We start from the raw sequence: 17,331 nt of genomic DNA on the forward strand, positions 1-17,331 counted from the left end.
CCGCCGAAAAAGATCTTTGGCAGAAGACGGAAATACGAATCACGTTGAATACCACCAGTACGCAGTTAGGCGGAAAATCCGCACTCACTTCCGCGGAGAGCGATCGTAAACCGCGCCTGTGGCTTTGGTCACAAGCGATCCTGGATTCTTTCGCGTGGACAGTGGCGCTCTTCCTGGCGGTACTTCTGCGCTACGAGCTGGATATTCACCTCATCAACTTCGCTGGACTGGGTGTTTTAGTGGCCGTGGCCGTAGCCACGCAACTGATCGCTGGCTGGTACATGGCCCTATACCGCGGCCGCTACACCTTTGGCAGCATCCACGAGGCCCGTGTGCTCGTAGCGGTGACGTTAATAGTGTGTGTGGTGACAAGCATTGTCTTGTCCATCTTCATCGGCGAGCTGCACGTGGCTCGCTCCGTGGCCGTGATTGCGTTCCCGTTCGCGGCACTGTCCATGGCCGCGATCCGCTACGCCAAACGTCTCTACGTTGAGGGCAAACCGATTTTTGGTGAGGAAGCGCAAAAGACTCTCATTTACGGTGCCGGTTTCCTCGGTAACTCACTGGTTACCCGTATGGTGCAGGATCCGGAATCTCCTTACGTTCCCGTTGGTTTGGTGGATGATGACGCCACGAAAAAGCACCTGCGGCTAAGTTCGGTGAGTGTGATTGGCGGCGGTCACGAACTGCCCGAGTTGATCAAGCGCACCAAGTCAACCGTGGTTGTCCTGGCCATGGCGCACCTGAGTTCCAAGCGGATCAGGGAGATCTCCGACAGCGTTGCCGGGCTTGGCGTCAAGGTGTTGATTCTGCCCCCGCTTCAAGAGATGCTCAGCCCGGATACCAACAGGGATCACCAAGGCGGGCTGACGGACTTCCGCGAAATTGATGTCGCCGATCTCATTGGCCGCAGCCCCGTGGAAACCGAAGTGGAGCAGATTGCCGGCTATATCAGGGGCAAACGCGTCCTGGTCACCGGAGCCGGCGGGTCTATTGGATCTGAGCTGTGCCGCCAGCTGATTAGCTTCTCACCCGCCGAGTTGATCATGCTGGACCGTGATGAGTCCGGTCTCCAGCACACGCAGCTTTCCATTGAAGGCCATGGGCTGCTCGACAATAAGAATATTGTGTTGGCAGACATTCGCGACGCCGAGTCCTTGCATGAAATCTTTGCCGTGCGCCGCCCGGAAGTGGTCTTCCACGCCGCAGCACTCAAGCACGCGCCCCTGCTGCAGATGTACCCGCAAGAAGGCTGGAAGACCAATGTTCTGGGATCGCTCAACGTGCTCCAGGCCGCCCGCAGCGTCGGGGTGGAAACGTACGTTAACATCTCCACCGACAAGGCAGCTAGCCCCACCACGGCGCTGGGACACTCCAAAAGAGCGGCCGAAAAGCTCACCTCGTGGATGGCGGGGGAGACCGGCCAACGCTACGTCTCCGTCCGCTTCGGCAACGTCCTGGGCAGCCGCGGCTCCATGCTTCCGCTCTTCACCGATCAGATCAACAAGGGTGGTCCGGTGACAGTCACGCACCCGGACATCACGCGCTTCTTCATGACCATCCCCGAGGCCTGCCAGCTTGTCATCCAGGCCGGGGCCATTGGGCATGGCGGGGACGTGCTGATCCTTGACATGGGGGAGCCCGTGCGCATCCTTGACGTGGCAGAACGCATGATCGCCATGTCCGGGCGCGACATCGAAATTAAGATCACGGGCCTACGTCCCTCAGAGAAGCTCCATGAACAGCTCACCGGCGACGACGAAGTCAAGAATCCCGATGGTCACCCCAAGATCTCCCACACGCATGCCAAGGCGCTGAACCCGGCTGATCTTGATCTTGCACTGTGGCTCCAACGCTGTCAGGACGAGGCTGGCCCCAACGGCGCCAGTATTGACGAGTCCGACGGCGACGTTGCGGCAGGCGCCTGATGGAAACCTGGGCACAAATCACCGTAGGGGCAATTGCGCTGGTGCTAGCACTGGTCTTGCCCATCTTTGTCCGGCCGCTCTTGGCGAGGGCTGGCGTTCTTGATGTCCCGAACGCCCGTTCCTCCCACACCGCACCCACCATCCGCGGCATGGGCATTACGACGGCGGTTGCCTTGCCTGCCGCCGTCTTGGTGGCCGTCTTTTTGCCCCAGTCTGGGAACACGCGCCAAGGCGCGCTGACGCTGGTAGTCATTCTCGGCGTCGTTCTGGCCGCTGGTGCCATTGGCTGGATGGAGGATATTCGCGGGTTGTCCGTGAAAGTCCGTGCCGGGATGCAACTGGCCGTGGGCGGTCTGGCTACCGCTGCCGTCGCCATTCTTGACCCGGGGCAGCAGCAGTTGTGGCTGATTCCGATCGGTGCCATTGCGGTTGCCGCGTACGTGAACGTGGCCAACTTCATGGACGGCATCAATGGCATTTCCGGCACTCATGGGTTGCTGGTGGGTGGCTTCTATGCCTACGCCGGGTACGCCGCTGGGCACGGTTGGATGGTTTATGTGGGCATCGCGATCGCCTTGGCGTTTGCTGGCTTCCTGCCATGGAACCTGAGCCGGAACAAGGTTTTTCTTGGTGACGTGGGCAGCTATTTGCTTGGTGCCTCGATCGCGGTTACGGCTATGTGTGCGTTCCTCGCTGGTGTGCCGGTGGAGTACATCTTCTCACCGGTGTTGATCTACCTGATCGATACCTTCGTGACGTTTTTGCGCAGGCTGCTGGCCGGTGAACGTTGGTATGCGGCGCACCGGCAGCATGTCTACCAGCGCCTGACCATTGTGGGCCTGACCCATCTTCAGGCCACGGCGGTAGTGTGCCTGGCAACCATCGTGGTGAGCATCTTGGGCATTGTGGCCGCCGAGGGCGGCAGTACCACGCGCGTGCTGGCCACCGCAGCCGGGTTCGCCGTGGTGCTGGCGTACTTGCGCACACCAACGCTCTTCCAGAGTTTCTTCCGTCGCCGGGCGCAGAAGGCCTAGAGCCTTCTAGATTGCCGACTGTGGCTCCTGAACCTCCCACGGCTCTGGCACGTCCCGCGGCTCTCAAATAGGTGTGTGTGCGGGCGGTTGTCTTGTCCTTGCCGTCGTAACAGAGTTCTATCTCATGTAGAATTACTGGTGGTGACACTCACCGCCCTCTTTCCATGCCCGCGATCGGTAATACTGTTTCGCAGTTGTGCCGTGGAAGGCCTGAGAAACGAGGGGATGATCCCCCTAGACAGAGTTCACATAGATGGAGTTCACATGAAGGACGCAAGCGCGAACAATAGCGCTTCGCCAGGGCCGTTAGCGGTCTCGGGTCCCACTGCGAGCCCCAGCTGGAACATCTTAAAAAAGTGCTTTTTGGTGGACGGTGCGCTGGTCATTCTCATTGCGCTGCTGGCTTTCATCTTCACAGACACTGATGGCGTGATTAGCGTGCTGTTTGGTTCCCTGCTGGTCATGGCCTTCTTTGGCCTGAGCCTGCTGGTGGGCCATTTGTTCAGCAAGCGGATGCCTGACGCAGTCATGGGGATCTTTGTCCTCACGTACTTTGTGAAGGTGGTGGGTTTCGCAGCGGTGATGTTGGCGCTGGGTACCCCCGCATGGCTAAACAAGCCCTGGTTTGCCGGGGCGGCTGTGGTTGCCGTGCTTGCTTGGCAGGCCACGGAAATTGTCATATTTAGCAAACAACGTTTTTTGCTGTTTGATGAATCAGCTGTTGTGGCCTCCCCGAGCGGTGAAGTCCGCGATGATAGCGAAACAAAGGATCCTCCCCATGTCTAAGAAGACGCCCGACGCCGATCAGCCCGATCATGTAGTAATCCCACCGAAGGCGAATGCCGGAAAGCTGGACTACACCTACATTATTGGCGGAATCCTGCTCTGGGGTTTGATAGGGTGGGGACTGGACTTTTTATTGAAGACTTCTTGGATTGTCTTTGCTGTGCTTCCTATCGGAGCCGCATGCGGATACTTTCTAGCCCGGCATTATCAAAGGCATGGCCGCCCTGATGATGACCAGAAGCAATGAAATCCACCAACAGACTTTCCTACGGTGCTGACCATCTCTCGATGGGCCACCGTACTTGCCCTTTGACCGAAACTGCAGAGAGGACAGCGCGTTGACCGCGTTTGCGCTTCCGATGGCCTCGAATGACGGTGGCTTCGTTCCACCGACAATTAGTGACACCCACCTCCCCGACATCCTTCCTTGGATGGCTGAATACGGCACAGGGCTAGGCAAGCAGATGATCATGGTCATCTTGTCGGTGGTCCTGATCACTGTTTTCTTTAAAGTTGCGATCCGAAACCCGAAATTGGTTCCGGGCCGAGTCCAGTTCTTCGCTGAAGGCTTCTACAGCTTCGCGCGAAACACTGTTGGCCGCGACATCATGGGTGAAAAGAACTTCCGCCCGTGGATCCCGCTGCTCTTCTCCGTGTTCTTGTTTGTGCTGCTCAACAACATCTTTGGTGCAATCCCGTTGTTGCAGCTGCCTTCCTTCTCCCACGCTGGTAGCGCTTACGCTATCGCCTTGATCATCTACTTCACGTGGATTGCAGTTGGCGTGCAGAAGCACGGTATCCGTTACTTCAAGCTGGCTGTTGTTCCCACCGGTGTTCCCGGCTGGATCCTGCCACTGATGGTGCCGTTGGAAATCATCTCCAACTTCATTGTTCGCCCCCTGACGCACTCGTTGCGTTTGATGGCAACAATGCTTGCCGGCCACATGATTGTGGCACTGGCAGGAAGCGGTGCTGCGTACCTGATTACTGTTCAGGAGAGCGTCCTGCTCAACGCGACGGGTGTGGCTGTTATTGCCGGATCCGTGGCAATGTACTTCCTGGAATTGCTGATCATGGTCCTGCAGGCATTTGTTTTCACCCTGCTGACCGCGATCTACATCCAGGGCAGCCTGGATGCCGACGCACACTAACGTCTTCCTCGTAACACCCCCCAAGTTTTCCTCGAATACAAGAATCACCTCACAACCTGCCGGCACAACGCCGGTATCTTGAAAGGAACAAAATAATGCACGGCTCCCTTAATATGATTGGCTACGGCCTGGCGGCTATCGGTTCGGCAATCGGCGTGGGCATGATCTTCGCTGCCTACATCAACGGTGTAGCTCGCCAGCCGGAAGCTCAGCGCATCCTGCAGCCCATCGCCCTGCTTGGCTTCGCACTTGCAGAAGCACTGGCTATCCTTGGCCTGGTCTTCGCCTTCGTCATTGGCGCCTAGTCCAAAGACTTTCTGCCTCTGCCTTGCAGAGACAAAAATACTCATGGACGAATACCAGATTAAGGATTAGTGAGAAATGATTACCGCAGAAGTAATCCTCGCTTCTAGTGAGGGAGCAAACCCGCTCCTGCCCAACTTGTGGGAAGTTCTAGTCACTGCCGTAGCTTTCGCTGTCCTGCTCTTCGTGGTGAAGAAATACATCGCCCCTATCTTCGAGAAGTCATACACAGACCGTGTAGAGGCCATCGAAGGTGGGCTCGAAAAGGCAGAAGAGGCTCAGGCCGAAGCCAACGCCCTCTTGGAGCAGTACAAGGCCCAGCTCATGGACGCTCGCACGGAAGCTAACAGCATCCGTGAAACCGCTCGTGCAGAAGGCTCCCAGATTCTGGCTGACCTGAAGGCGAAGGCTGCAGAGGAATCTGCACGCATCACCGCTCAGGCCCAGGTTCAGATCGAAGCTGAGCGTGTTGCTGCAGTGAACTCCCTCCGCAACGAGGTTGGCACTTTGGCTACATCGCTGGCAGGCAAAATCGTTGGCGAAGCTCTCAATGATGATGCTCGTTCCAACCGGGTTGTTGAGCGCTTCCTGGCCGATCTGGAAAACCAGTCGAACGCGGGTGTCACGAAGTAATGGCAGGTGTATCGAGCAAGTCATTGGCAGCGGCTCTTGAGTCGCTGGAACCCAAGCTTGCCACTGCGTCTATCGCATTGGCTCAGGATCTCTTCTCCATCTTGGAGCTCCTGGACAGCAACGCCGGCCTCCGCCGCGCCTTGACCGATCCCACTCGTGGGAGTGCGGACAAGGCAGCATTGGCCACCAAGCTCATTGCCGGGAAGGTCAGCGCAGAAGCACAAAACGTGTTTTTGGAACTGGTTGCCGCACGCTGGGGCTTGGCTCGTGACCTGGGCGATGCACTGGAAGTCTTGGCAGCAACATCGGCGATCGCGGTTGCTGAAGGTCAAGGTGACGGCTCTGCCAACCTGGATGCGCTTGAAGAAGAACTCTTCACGTTTATCCGAGTTGTTGGGTCCAGTCATGATCTGCAGCGCGCATTTGACGATGCACAGGCAACAGGAACAGCAAAGAGCGCCTTGGCGCAAAAAGTTGTTCCGGGCTCTGGCAACGTCGCAGCGCTATTGATCCGCCAGGCCGTAACGGCCCCCCGCGGGCTCAAGCCCACGGCCCTGGTGCAACGGTTCGTGGAATTGGTTGCCAAACGCCAGCAGCGTTGGATTGCCTCCGTCAGCGTCACTCGTGACCTGAGTGCAGAGCAGACCGCACGTTTGCAGGCCGGCTTGAACAATCTCTATGGTCGTGAATTGAAGCTCAATGTCAATATCGACCCGACATTAGTCGGCGGAATCAAGGTAGTTGTGGGTGCCGAGGTTGTTGACGCAACCGCAGCAACCCGCCTTGCCGAACTTCGCCGCCGGTTGGCAGTGTAGTAAACCTTTTTAGGTTTTCTCGACAGCCAGTCCACAACTGACTGAATCAAACATTTAGGTTGCCGCCACACTTTTTTATCAAGGTGGCAACCACAACTTAGGAGAGCAGGGACTGCAGATGGCCGACTTGACCATCAATGCCGACGACGTCCGCAATGCCTTGAATGAGTTCGCAGCGTCCTATGAACCGGGCAACGCAGAGCGCGTCGAGGTTGGCCGCGTCACCACCGCAAGTGACGGCATTGCCAAGGTAGAGGGACTTCCCTCTGTCATGGCCAACGAGCTTCTTCGTTTCGAAGACGGCACACTGGGCTTGGCCCAGAACTTGGACACACGCGAGATTGGTGTGGTTGTCTTGGGCGACTTCGCCGGTATCGCCGAAGGCCAGCAAGTCCACCGCACCGGAGAGATCCTCTCCGTACCGGTGGGCGACAACTTCCTTGGCCGCGTCGTTGACCCCTTGGGTCAGCCGATTGACGACCTGGGCGAGATCGTACCCGAGACCCGCCGCGCCTTGGAGCTTCAGGCTCCGGGTGTTACCGAGCGCAAGTCGGTTCACGAACCGCTGCAGACCGGTATGAAGGCGATTGACGCCATGATCCCGATCGGCCGTGGCCAGCGCCAGCTGATCATTGGTGACCGTCAGACGGGTAAGACGGCTCTTGCCGTTGACACCATCATCAACCAGAAGGCCAACTGGGCTTCGAACGATGTCAAGAAGCAGGTTCGCTGCGTTTACGTTGCAATCGGCCAGAAGGCATCCACCATTGCTGCTGTTCGCCAGACCTTGGCTGACAACGGTGCCTTGGAGTACACCACGATCGTGGCGTCTCCGGCATCTGACCCGGCTGGTTTCAAGTACTTGGCACCCTACGCCGGTTCGGCCATTGGCCAGCACTGGATGTACGGTGGCAAGCACGTTCTGATCGTGTTTGATGACCTCTCCAAGCAGGCTGAAGCCTACCGCGCCGTGTCACTGCTGCTGCGCCGCCCGCCGGGACGCGAAGCGTACCCCGGTGACGTGTTCTACCTGCACTCCCGTCTGCTCGAACGTTGTGCCAAGCTCTCTGACGAGCTCGGTGCAGGTTCAATGACCGGCCTGCCGATCATTGAAACCAAGGCAAACGACGTTTCGGCATACATCCCGACCAACGTCATTTCCATCACCGACGGTCAGATCTTCTTGCAGTCGGACCTCTTCAACGCCAACCAGCGTCCCGCTGTTGACGTTGGTGTCTCTGTCTCCCGCGTGGGTGGTGCAGCACAGGTCAAGGCCATGAAGAAGGTTGCCGGTACCTTGAAGCTGGATCTGGCTCAGTACCGCGACATGCAGGCATTCGCCATGTTCGCCTCGGACTTGGATGCTGCTACCAAGCAGCAGCTGACCCGTGGTGCGCGTCTGATGGAGCTGCTCAAGCAGGGACAGTACGCACCGTTCCCGGTTGAGAACCAGGTTGTTTCAATCTGGATGGGCACCAACGGCTACTTGGACAACGTCCCGGTTGAGGATGTTCTCCGCTTTGAGAGCGAATTCCTCGAGCACCTGCGTCACAACACGTCGATTCTGACCACGTTGGCTGAAACCAACTTGTTGGAGCCTTCCACTGTTGACGCGCTCAAGTCCAACATTGACACCTTCAAGAAGGGCTTCTTCGCGGAGGGCGACAACCACTTGGTTGGCGCCGGCCACGAAGAGTTCGGTGCGCTAGCCGCTGAAGACGTCGACCAGGAAAAGATCGTCAAGCAGAAACGCTGACACCATTTCTTACTTAGCTTGCCGGCCCTTAGCGGGCCGGCAAGCTAAGTAAAGGATAAGGAAAGGACAAACATGGGAGCCCAGATACGGGTTTACCGCCAGAAGATCTCATCGACGACGTCGATGCAAAAGATCTTCAAGGCGATGGAACTTATCGCAGCGTCCCGCATTGGAAAGGCACGTGTACGTGTCACGGCTTCATTGCCGTATTCCAATGCGATCACCCGTGCCGTTTCTGCCGTAGCGTCCCAGTCCGAGGTCGATCACCCACTGACCACCGAGCCCGCGGAAATCCGCCGGGCTGCGGTCCTGGTCATGACTTCAGACCGTGGCCTTGCCGGTTCCTACTCCGCCAGCGTGTTGAAGCAGGCAGAGCACCTTATCGAATTGCTGCACGGGGAAGGCAAGGACGTCTCGACCTATTTGGTCGGCCGCAAGGCTCAGGCGTACTTCGACTTCCGTGGCCGCGATTACGTGAAGGTGTGGACCGGTGGAACCGACGCACCGGAATTTGAAACTGCACGTCAACTGGGCGAGGTCCTGCTGAAGGATTTCGCAACTGACTTCGAAGAGGGCGGCGTGGATGAAATTCACGTAGTTTTCACCCAATTCAAGTCAATGGTTGTTCAGGAGCCGACAGTAATTCGTCTGCTTCCGCTGGAAGTGGTGGAAGAAGAAGTTGAATCCTCAGCTGATTTGCTGCCGCTTTACGAGTTCGAACCGCAGGCTGAAGACGTCCTGGACGCCTTGTTGCCGCGGTACATCGAATCACGCATCTTCGCAGCTCTCCTACAGGCCGCAGCTTCCGAGCTCGCGGCACGTCAGCGGGCCATGAAGACCGCAGGCGATAACGCCAGCGATCTGATCAAGAAGTACACGCGTCTTCGTAACAACGCCCGGCAGGCTGAGATTACGCAGGAGCTCTCCGAGATTGTTGCGGGCGCTGATGCGCTCAATGCCTCTTAGCAGCCCAATTCATACTTATTCAATGCCATCTACACAAGTGAAGTGAGAGAGATGACTGCCCAACTTAACGAGCAGGGAACCGCTGCGAAGGCCGGTGCCACAGGCCGCATCGCGCGCGTCATCGGCCCGGTTGTCGACGTCGAATTCCCGGCTGACGGCATTCCCGCCATTTACAATGCACTCACCACCGAGATCACTCTCAACGGTGAGACCAAGACCATCACGTTTGAGACCAGCCAGCACCTTGGCGACGGTCTCATTCGCGCCATCTCCTTGCAGGCTACCGACGGACTTGTCCGCGGCACCAGCGTGCAGGACAAGGGCGCTCCAATCACCGTTCCCGTCGGTGACGGCGTCAAGGGTCACATCTTCAACGTTTTGGGCGAACCCCTCGACGTGAAGGAATCGGAGCTTAACATCTCCGAGCGCTGGCCGATCCACCGCAAGCCCCCGGCATTTGCTACCCTCGAGGGCTCCACGGAGATGCTCGAGACTGGTATCAAGTCCATTGACCTTCTGACCCCCTACATCAAGGGTGGAAAGATTGGTCTGTTCGGTGGTGCCGGTGTCGGTAAGACCGTTCTGATCCAGGAAATGATCACCCGTGTTGCCCGTAACTTCGGTGGTACCTCGGTATTCGCCGGTGTTGGCGAGCGAACCCGAGAAGGTAACGACCTTTGGGTTGAAATGGAAGAAGCCAATGTCCTCAAGGACACTGCGCTAGTTTTCGGCCAGATGGATGAGCCGCCGGGAACGCGTCTGCGCGTTGCTCTTTCGGCGCTGACCATGGCTGAGTACTTCCGTGACGTGCAGAACCAGGATGTGTTGCTCTTCATTGACAACATCTTCCGTTTCACGCAGGCCGGTTCGGAAGTTTCCACACTGTTGGGCCGTATGCCTTCAGCTGTGGGTTACCAGCCCAACCTCGCCGATGAGATGGGTCTCCTGCAGGAGCGCATCACCTCGACCAAGGGTCACTCCATCACGTCCATGCAGGCCGTTTACGTGCCTGCTGATGACTACACGGACCCGGCCCCGGCCGCGACCTTCGCCCACTTGGATGCGACCACGGAACTTTCCCGTGAAATTGCTTCACGTGGTCTGTACCCGGCCATCGATCCGTTGACCTCCACGTCACGAATCCTTGACCCGCAGTACGTCGGCCAGGCTCACTACGACACGGCTGTCCGTGTCAAGCAGATCCTGCAGAAGAACAAGGAACTTCAGGACATCATCGCGATCCTCGGTATCGACGAGCTCGGTGAAGAGGACAAGATCGTTGTATCGCGTGCTCGCCGTATCCAGCAGTTCCTGTCACAGAACACCTACACGGCCAAGCAGTTCACGGGTGAAGAAGGCTCAACGGTTTCCATTGCGGACACCATTGAAGGCTTCACCGCTATCTGCGACGGCGACGTGGACCACATTGCCGAGCAGGCGTTCTTCAACATCGGTGGTATGGATGATGTTGAGCGTCAGTGGGCCAAGATCCAGGAATCGACGAAGTAAGCATGGCTAACCTCGAAGTTGAAATCGTAGCGGCTGACCATGCTGTTTGGTCCGGTTCAGCGACCCTTGTGAAGGGGTTCACCAGCGAAGGCGAGATCGGCATTTTGCCCGGTCACACCCCGATGCTCGCGGTTTTGGCGCCGGGCTTGCTGGAGATCGCTCCTGTAGACGGCTCCCGTTTCCTTGTTGAAGTAGACGGCGGCTTCTTCTCGGTTGATAACAACCGAGTTGTCATCGTGGCCGACAATGCGCAGTTGAAAGACGGCGCAACGTCTGGCGCAGGGATTCGCTAGCAATCAATTGATGAACGACCTCGGTATTCCGTTCATCGTGCTGGCAGGCTTGCTCCTGTTGGTTGTTTTATCACTGTGCCTGTTCGGGGTGCGCCGCTTGCATTTGCGGCGCACCCTTGGCACGGTCGACTCCTCCATATGCCTGCGCGGAAATCGCTGGTCCATGGGGGTTTGTCGTTATCAGGAGTCGAATCTGCAATGGCTCCGTTCGTTTTCTCTCAGCCCGATTCCGGCGAAGACCATGGCCCGCAACAAGATTGTGTTGGTGGGGCGCCGGGAACCTAGTGAGACTGAGTTGACCCGCGTCCCGCCCTCCACCGTGATTGTGATTCTTGATTACGAGGGCACGCAAATCCTGCTCGCCATGAAGTTCGCCGCCTATGCCGGCCTGTCATCATGGCTCGAAGCCGGTCCGCAGCCCGGCGTTTCCACCCGTCGCTGACGTCCAGTAGATTCCCAGCCCATACTCAGTGGACGCTCGGTCTGCATCGCTAACATCACTTTGCAGCTGTCTTCCTAGGCAGATAATCCTCAAGAGTGCGGTAGAGCCGTGAAAATGCTTCAAGAGCTTGGAAATCTTAGTCTCATCGACGGCCCCCTTCCCCTCATCTTCTGGATTCTGGGCGTGCTTGCCCTCCTCCTTCTGCTGTTGCGCCGTTCCCTCCGATGGTGGCTATTTGCCCTGGCAAGCGCAGTGGTAGTAGCGGCCGCCAGCATCTTCGCCTGCTGGGCCGTCATTCACGTGCTGTACATCTGGCCCGAGGACCTTCCAACAGCTGTTGTAATCAACGTGGCCTTGTTACTGTGGGTCCTTGCTCTGGGAAGCGCGACGGCGTTGGCTGGCCTGCGCCGTCCGCGTGCCGGCGCCGTGAAGCCCGGTGTCTCACTAAGTCGCCGTGCGCTGGCCGTGGTGGCCATGGCAGTTGCGCTGGCCACCGTTGGCCTCCGGATCAATGCCGATTTTGGCGAGTTTCCCACGGTGCGCAGCCTGTTCAGCGCGCAAACAATGAATCTCTCCACAGTGGCACCGCCGGCACCGAAACATGAGCAGAGCACGCGGTTCATGGCTGCTGGCGTCTCGACGCGCTGGAACGCTCCTTCCGGGTTGCCGGCTCGGGGCAGTGTTAGCTCGGTGCGCATTGCCGGCGACGTATCGGGTTTTCACGCCCGCAATGCTGTGGTGTATCTGCCGCCGGCCTACTCTGCCGTGAACCGTCCGGTGCTTCCCGTAGTTGTCCTGGTCAGTGGTCAGCCTGGCTCGCCAGAGTCTTGGCTGCGGTCCACGGATTTGATCGGCCAGCTTGACTCCTTTGCCGCAGCACACGGTGGGCTAGCGCCCGTGGTGGTCATGCCGGACCCCAATGGCGCCGACCAGGCTAACACCATGTGCATGGACTCCAGTGTGGCTCAGGCCGATACGTATATGTCTAAAGATGTTCCGCACTGGATTAAGACACACCTTGACGCAGACACCAACCCGGCACATTGGGCCGTAGGCGGATTCTCCTATGGCGGCACGTGCGCCATGCAGATGGTGACCCGTCACCCCGGGATCTACCGGACGTTTATGGCGATCTCCCCGGAACGGGAGCCGGCTTTGGCCGTGAACAGGTCCCTGACCATCGCGCGGGCGTTCAACGGCGACGCCGCTGCCTTCGATGCGTTGGTGCCACTGACACTGCTGGCCAAGAACAAGTATCCAGTGACTTCCGGGTGGTTTGCTTCCGGAAGCCAGGATGCCACGTATTCTGCCAATGTGAAGGTACTACAAGTTGCCGCTAACAAAGCTGGCATGACCACTGATAAATCTGTCTTTCCAGGAGGGCACTCGTGGGCTGTGGCCAGTGCGGCACTGCCTCAGGGACTCGCCTATATGTTTACAAGAATCGGTTTGCAATGAGGTATTTAGCTTGGATCCGGCGGGCGCCGTTCAGTACAGCGCTCATCGTTGCCATCGTGGTTGCTCATGGATTGTCGGGTGCTTTTCTGAGCCGGCTTCCTCGAACGGTGGCGGGTACGTGGGGCTATCAGTCCACTGATTTACTCAGTGACAAATGGTGGAATATGTTCACCACCCTCTTCCTCAGCTCCAACACCGGTTCCATGCTGTTGGGCGTGGGTGTTGTGGGGGCGGCCGTGGGAATCGCCGAATTCACTCTAGGCAGCTTACGTACAGCCGCGTTTTTTTGCGCAACCCAAGTTGCCGCCGTCGTCCTTTATGCTGCGGTATTGGCCCTGGGTAATCTAGGCGGAATTGAATGGACAGCGGGGATGGATCAGGCAACACTGCTGGGGCCCTTCGCGGCTGCCGCCGGGACCCTACTGGCGGCCAGCCAAGGCATTAGCCTGCTGTGGCGGAGGCGCGTGCGCGTGCTGGTTCTGGCGGTGTCGCTCATGCTCAGCGTGTATGTTGGCCATGCGCAGCACGTGTTCATTTTGCTCGCGGGGGTGGCCGGGCTGACCTTGGGGCTGGCGTTTGTGACGGCGTTGGGGCACCGAGGCGCGGGGCGCTCCACCAGCCGAGAGGTACGCACCATTTTGGCGATGGTGGTGGCGGTCTTTGCTGTTGGTCCACTGGCTGCTGCCCTGGCACATGTCGCGGTGGGCCCACTTGCCGTGATGCGTACCTGGATTACCAACCAGGAACCGACGTTGGCCCAGTGGCAGGGGAGCTGTCATGATCTCAACGCCGCATGTCAGGGCATGGCTCACAACCTGGGCATGTTGGGATCCGGTGGCCATCTGCTCGCGCTGATGCCCATGGTGTTGCTGCTGGTGTGCGCCGAAGGGCTGCGGCGTGGCAGCCGACTGGCGATGTGGGTGGCGGTATATCTGCACGTGGTCATTGGCTTGGTATCGGCCGCGTATTTCCAAGTTTTTGCCGGGCTGGGCTTGTCCCTGCGGCGCGGCCACCGCAGCCTGAACATCAATGAATCTGTCTGGGAACTGCTGCCGGTAGTGCTGGTCCCCGTGCTCATTGCCGTCGCTTTACTCATTTTTCGCCGACATTTCCGAGTAGACCCGGACCCCGCGCTGCGCCGTCGAGCGATTTCCTTGTTGCCGCTGCTGCTGCTTGCCGTGGTGGGGCTCTACACGCTTGCGTGGCTGTCTGAGGGGAATCTGGCTAACCACTTGGGAGTTGTTGCCTTGGTGGCTGGCATTCCGCGGATTGTGCTGCCCTATCCGTTCCCCTTCAGCTATGCGGCAAACGTCTACCCGCACGGATTCTTCTCCGAACTTTTGTTCAGCTTTGGCGGACTCCTGCTGTGGCTCGTCAGCGCGGCCATCATTCTGGCGCTGTTCCTAAGCCGCCGCCTGCACAGTGGTGCCACTGACGCTACGAAGGCACTGGAACTAGTGCGGAAGGGTGGGGATTCCCTCTCCTGGATGACGCTTTGGGCCAACAACCAGTACTGGTTCAACGCTGCCGGCACGGTGGGTGTGGCGTATCAGCCCCACAATGGTGTTGCCGTCACGGTGGGCGGACCCATTGGCGAACCGGGGGACTACGACGGCGCCGTTGATGAGTTCCTCGATTTCTGCACGGACGAATCGCTCACTGCCTGCTTTTATTCCGTGACGGATACGCCAGCAACCATGCTGGAACGGCGGGGTTTCCGGCGGATCCAGGTGGCCGCCGAAACTCTCCTTGACGTTCGGTCCATGGGATTCAAGGGCAAGGACTGGCAAAACGTCCGGACAGCCTTGAATAAGGCAACAAAACTGGGCGTCACGGCTCTCTGGTGCAGCTATGGAGAACTGACCTCGGGGCAACGCACCCAAGTGCATGAGATTTCCGAGGATTGGGTTTCCGGACAGGCATTGCCTGAACTCGGATTCACCTTGGGTGGGCTGGAAGAACTCAAGCATGAGAACGTCCAACTGTGCCTGGCCATAGATGAATCTGGGCGAATCCACGCTGTGACCAGCTGGCTGCCCGTGTATTCCGAGGGTGAGATTGTCAGCTGGACGCTGGACTTCATGCGCCGCAATTCAGGGGCGTTCAATGGCGTCATGGAATATCTCATTGCCCAGGCTGTGCAGCATTTCGCGGCCACGGTTGAATACATCTCGTTGTCCGGCTCGCCGCTGGCAACCACCAGTGAGACAGGAGTCACCGGAGTCTCAGGGCAGGAAAGCTCCGGGCAGGAGAACACGCTGGGGCGGATTCTGGCGCTGCTGGCGCGCACTCTAGAACCTGTCTATGGTTTTTCGTCGCTGGCCAACTTCAAACAACGCTTCAAACCGCGTCACAGGTCTCTGTACTTGATGTATCAGGATCCGCTTTCGCTGCCTGCCATTGGGCGTGCTGTAGGGGAGGCGTACATGCCGAACGTGTCCGTACGTTCCTTGGCCCGGCTTCTGCGCAAGCAATAACGCTCTTTGCTCCCCGCAGGCAAACAGCCCCCAGCATCGATGCTGGGGGCTGTTGAGTGCTCGCTGGCGCGCGCTATGGGTGCTGCTGGTTCTTGGAGCAGTGCGCCTAGAGCGTTGTCACACCGGTGGCCTGCGGGCCCTTGGTTCCTTGGCCAACCTCAAACTCAACGCGAGCGTTTTCGTCCAGAGACTTGAAACCGCCACTTTGAATTTCCGAGTAGTGGACAAACACGTCTGCTTCGGCGTTGTCGGGGGTGATGAAGCCGAAGCCCTTTTCAGCGTTAAACCACTTGACGGTTCCCTGTGCCATTCTTTTTCTCCTTGTGATCAGCGTCCATGCTGTACTGCTTTATGTATTGCCTAGCACCCTCAGCTATTGCTTACCGGGCCATGTTTAGCATGACATGAGTCACATTCAAGGTCAACGAACGGTGCCAACGAGTCGCATTTATTAACTCCTGGCACCAAGGGGGAGCCCGGCAAGAACTTCGAACATCTAGCTGCTAGCTCAACCAAACACCGGCACGCATGACGCGCTGCAGGGCAAGCTCAGCATCCACAATGAGGACATCTGCCCGCAGGCCACGGCGCAGGGAGCCCACCTCATCGGTGAGTCCCAGAACAGCAGCAGGCACAGCGGTCGCTGACTTCAGGGCGTCGGTGAACTCGACACCGGCGCCTGTGGCTCGGCGCACCACGTCCAGCAGCGTGGCGGTGCCCCCGGCAATGGAGCCGGTGGCGTCCAAGGTGGCAACGCCGTTGGAAACCGTTACTGGCGAGGGGCCCAGCATGTACTGGCCGTCGGCCAGACCGGCAGCCGCCATCGAATCGGTGACGAGCAGGATATTGTCGGCGCCGACAAGATCGAACACGGTCTTGACTGTCTCTGGGTCCAGATGCGTGTTGTCGGCAACGAGTTCCACAGCCGCATTCCCGGCGCTGGCAACACGCAAGCATGCTGCTACGGGTCCGGGGAGCGGTGGTGCATGGGAGGCATGCCGTTGAAAAGGTGAGTCACGGTGGGGCGTCCGGAGACGCCGTCGAACCCGGTGGAATCCAAACCTTCGCGGGCCTGCTCCAACGACGCAGCAGCGGTCACCGTGTCACAATTTGTGTGACCAACTGACGGGTGATGCCGTGACTCGTGAGTAAGTCCACAAGATCGGGGGCACCGGGAAGCTCGGGTGCGTACGTCATGGTGGTGATGGAGCCGCGTCCAGCCTCAATGAGAGCCGTCATGAGCTCAAGGTCCGGGTCGAGCAAGAAGGCCGGGTTCTGTGCCCCGCATCGAGCGTGAGAGAGGAAGGGGCCTTCGAGGTGAATGCCTGCCAACAGGCCCTCTTCGGTCATCGTGGCGTAGAGGCCGATGCCCTTGATGAGGTCCTCGGGGAGGCAGTCACCATGCTGGCGAGCAGCGTGGTGGTGCCCGCCCGGTGGAGGAAGTCCACGGCTACGCGGGCCGAGGTTTCCTCGCCACTGGGGAAATCGCCGCCGTTGCCGCCGTGGTTGTGCACATCAATCAGGCCGGGGATGATGCGCTGGCCGGTGGGCAAGGAAATGACGTTGGCGGCGTCCATGTCGGCCTGGCCAAATTCAGGCTCATCAAAATGGTCGGCCCGGCCTGCATACACAATCCTGTCACCGTCAATGGCGAGCAATCCGCCGTCAATGATGCCGTGATCGGTGACAAGGGCACCCTGAATCAGAATTTTCGTGGACACGGGGGCAGGCGAGGGAACAGTCATGGGCCCAAGTCTAGTCAAGACGGACCCGAAAGTGC

At 58.6% G+C, this 17,331-nt stretch carries 16 protein-coding genes and 1 pseudogene; 15 read left to right on the forward strand and 2 right to left on the reverse strand.

Annotated features, from left to right (window positions below; genetic code table 11):
- Positions 1-44: 44 nt before the first annotated feature.
- From AS189_RS07765 to AS189_RS07835, 15 genes are all read left to right on the forward strand, one after another.
- The gene (locus AS189_RS07765) at positions 45-1,928 is read left to right on the forward strand and encodes a polysaccharide biosynthesis protein (protein WP_062287147.1); all 1,884 of its coding nucleotides are present in this window, start codon (positions 45-47) and stop codon (positions 1,926-1,928) included.
- Positions 1,928-2,962 carry an MraY family glycosyltransferase gene (locus tag AS189_RS07770; RefSeq protein ID WP_062287148.1) on the forward strand — a complete coding sequence of 345 codons (1,035 nt, stop codon included), beginning with the start codon at positions 1,928-1,930 and terminating at the stop codon, positions 2,960-2,962. Before AS189_RS07765 ends, AS189_RS07770 begins: the two co-directional genes overlap by 1 nt.
- Before the next feature lie 264 nt (positions 2,963-3,226).
- The gene (locus AS189_RS07775) at positions 3,227-3,748 is read left to right on the forward strand and encodes a hypothetical protein (RefSeq protein WP_193393516.1); all 522 of its coding nucleotides are present in this window, start codon (positions 3,227-3,229) and stop codon (positions 3,746-3,748) included.
- A complete protein-coding gene (locus tag AS189_RS07780; protein ID WP_062287152.1) occupies positions 3,741-3,995 on the forward strand; it encodes a hypothetical protein in 255 nt (84 codons plus the stop codon). Before AS189_RS07775 ends, AS189_RS07780 begins: the two co-directional genes overlap by 8 nt.
- Before the next feature lie 91 nt (positions 3,996-4,086).
- A complete protein-coding gene (gene atpB, locus AS189_RS07785; protein WP_062287154.1) occupies positions 4,087-4,899 on the forward strand; it encodes a F0F1 ATP synthase subunit A in 813 nt (270 codons plus the stop codon).
- Positions 4,900-4,994: 95 nt separating this feature from the next.
- Positions 4,995-5,204, forward strand: coding sequence for an ATP synthase subunit C (locus tag AS189_RS07790; protein WP_062287156.1), 210 nt, complete (start codon positions 4,995-4,997; stop codon positions 5,202-5,204).
- A 76-nt stretch (positions 5,205-5,280) separates the two neighbouring features.
- Entirely contained in the window at positions 5,281-5,835 is a 555-nt protein-coding gene (locus AS189_RS07795) for a F0F1 ATP synthase subunit B (RefSeq protein ID WP_062287157.1), read from the forward strand.
- Entirely contained in the window at positions 5,835-6,650 is an 816-nt protein-coding gene (locus tag AS189_RS07800; RefSeq protein ID WP_062287165.1) for a F0F1 ATP synthase subunit delta, read from the forward strand. Before AS189_RS07795 ends, AS189_RS07800 begins: the two co-directional genes overlap by 1 nt.
- Positions 6,651-6,768: 118 nt before the next feature.
- Complete coding sequence (atpA, locus tag AS189_RS07805; RefSeq protein ID WP_062287167.1) at positions 6,769-8,406, forward strand: F0F1 ATP synthase subunit alpha; 1,638 nt, start codon at positions 6,769-6,771, stop codon at positions 8,404-8,406.
- Between the two features lie 72 nt (positions 8,407-8,478).
- Positions 8,479-9,372 (forward strand): F0F1 ATP synthase subunit gamma, encoded by an 894-nt coding sequence (locus AS189_RS07810; RefSeq protein ID WP_062287168.1) that lies wholly within the window; start codon positions 8,479-8,481, stop codon positions 9,370-9,372.
- 51 nt (positions 9,373-9,423) lie between these two features.
- Positions 9,424-10,881: a F0F1 ATP synthase subunit beta gene (gene atpD / locus AS189_RS07815; protein WP_062287170.1), complete on the forward strand. Its 1,458-nt coding sequence runs from the start codon at positions 9,424-9,426 to the stop codon at positions 10,879-10,881.
- A gap of 2 nt (positions 10,882-10,883) precedes the next feature.
- Positions 10,884-11,174, forward strand: a complete 291-nt coding sequence (locus tag AS189_RS07820; RefSeq protein WP_062287173.1) for a F0F1 ATP synthase subunit epsilon — start codon at positions 10,884-10,886, stop codon at positions 11,172-11,174.
- A gap of 10 nt (positions 11,175-11,184) precedes the next feature.
- On the forward strand, positions 11,185-11,616 hold the full coding sequence (locus AS189_RS07825; RefSeq protein WP_062287174.1) for a DUF2550 domain-containing protein: 432 nt from the start codon (positions 11,185-11,187) through the stop codon (positions 11,614-11,616).
- A 114-nt stretch (positions 11,617-11,730) separates the two neighbouring features.
- Positions 11,731-13,074 (forward strand): alpha/beta hydrolase, encoded by a 1,344-nt coding sequence (locus AS189_RS07830; protein WP_062287177.1) that lies wholly within the window; start codon positions 11,731-11,733, stop codon positions 13,072-13,074.
- Positions 13,071-15,551, forward strand: a complete 2,481-nt coding sequence (locus AS189_RS07835) for a bifunctional lysylphosphatidylglycerol flippase/synthetase MprF (protein ID WP_082634156.1) — start codon at positions 13,071-13,073, stop codon at positions 15,549-15,551. Before AS189_RS07830 ends, AS189_RS07835 begins: the two co-directional genes overlap by 4 nt.
- A gap of 106 nt (positions 15,552-15,657) precedes the next feature.
- On the opposite strand, the gene AS189_RS07840 is transcribed toward AS189_RS07835, so the two are convergent.
- Both AS189_RS07840 and AS189_RS21215 read right to left on the reverse strand, forming a co-directional pair.
- Complete coding sequence (locus tag AS189_RS07840; RefSeq protein ID WP_062287181.1) at positions 15,658-15,861, reverse strand: cold-shock protein; 204 nt, start codon at positions 15,859-15,861, stop codon at positions 15,658-15,660.
- A 193-nt stretch (positions 15,862-16,054) separates the two neighbouring features.
- Positions 16,055-17,296, reverse strand: a pseudogene (locus tag AS189_RS21215) (N-acetylglucosamine-6-phosphate deacetylase).
- Positions 17,297-17,331: the final 35 nt, after the last annotated feature.

The sequence above is a fragment of the Arthrobacter alpinus genome (genome assembly GCF_001445575.1).
In the GTDB taxonomy this organism is placed as follows: Bacteria; Actinomycetota; Actinomycetes; order Actinomycetales; family Micrococcaceae; genus Specibacter; species Specibacter alpinus_C.

Excerpts from the sequence above, each read along its gene's own strand:
- AS189_RS07775 (WP_193393516.1), top strand. The coding sequence starts at position 3,227 with ATGAAGGACGCAAGCGCGAACAATAGCGCTTCGCCAGGGCCGTTAGCG.
- AS189_RS07825 (WP_062287174.1), top strand. The coding sequence starts at position 11,185 with ATGAACGACCTCGGTATTCCGTTCATCGTGCTGGCAGGCTTGCTCCTG.
- AS189_RS07795 (WP_062287157.1), top strand. The coding sequence starts at position 5,281 with ATGATTACCGCAGAAGTAATCCTCGCTTCTAGTGAGGGAGCAAACCCG.
- AS189_RS07820 (WP_062287173.1), top strand. The coding sequence starts at position 10,884 with ATGGCTAACCTCGAAGTTGAAATCGTAGCGGCTGACCATGCTGTTTGG.
- atpA (WP_062287167.1), top strand. The coding sequence starts at position 6,769 with ATGGCCGACTTGACCATCAATGCCGACGACGTCCGCAATGCCTTGAAT.
- AS189_RS07800 (WP_062287165.1), top strand. The coding sequence starts at position 5,835 with ATGGCAGGTGTATCGAGCAAGTCATTGGCAGCGGCTCTTGAGTCGCTG.
- AS189_RS07770 (WP_062287148.1), top strand. The coding sequence starts at position 1,928 with ATGGAAACCTGGGCACAAATCACCGTAGGGGCAATTGCGCTGGTGCTA.
- atpD (WP_062287170.1), top strand. The coding sequence starts at position 9,424 with ATGACTGCCCAACTTAACGAGCAGGGAACCGCTGCGAAGGCCGGTGCC.
- AS189_RS07790 (WP_062287156.1), top strand. The coding sequence starts at position 4,995 with ATGCACGGCTCCCTTAATATGATTGGCTACGGCCTGGCGGCTATCGGT.
- AS189_RS07780 (WP_062287152.1), top strand. The coding sequence starts at position 3,741 with ATGTCTAAGAAGACGCCCGACGCCGATCAGCCCGATCATGTAGTAATC.
- AS189_RS07840 (WP_062287181.1), bottom strand. The coding sequence starts at position 15,861 with ATGGCACAGGGAACCGTCAAGTGGTTTAACGCTGAAAAGGGCTTCGGC.
- AS189_RS07835 (WP_082634156.1), top strand. The coding sequence starts at position 13,071 with ATGAGGTATTTAGCTTGGATCCGGCGGGCGCCGTTCAGTACAGCGCTC.
- AS189_RS07830 (WP_062287177.1), top strand. The coding sequence starts at position 11,731 with ATGCTTCAAGAGCTTGGAAATCTTAGTCTCATCGACGGCCCCCTTCCC.
- AS189_RS07810 (WP_062287168.1), top strand. The coding sequence starts at position 8,479 with ATGGGAGCCCAGATACGGGTTTACCGCCAGAAGATCTCATCGACGACG.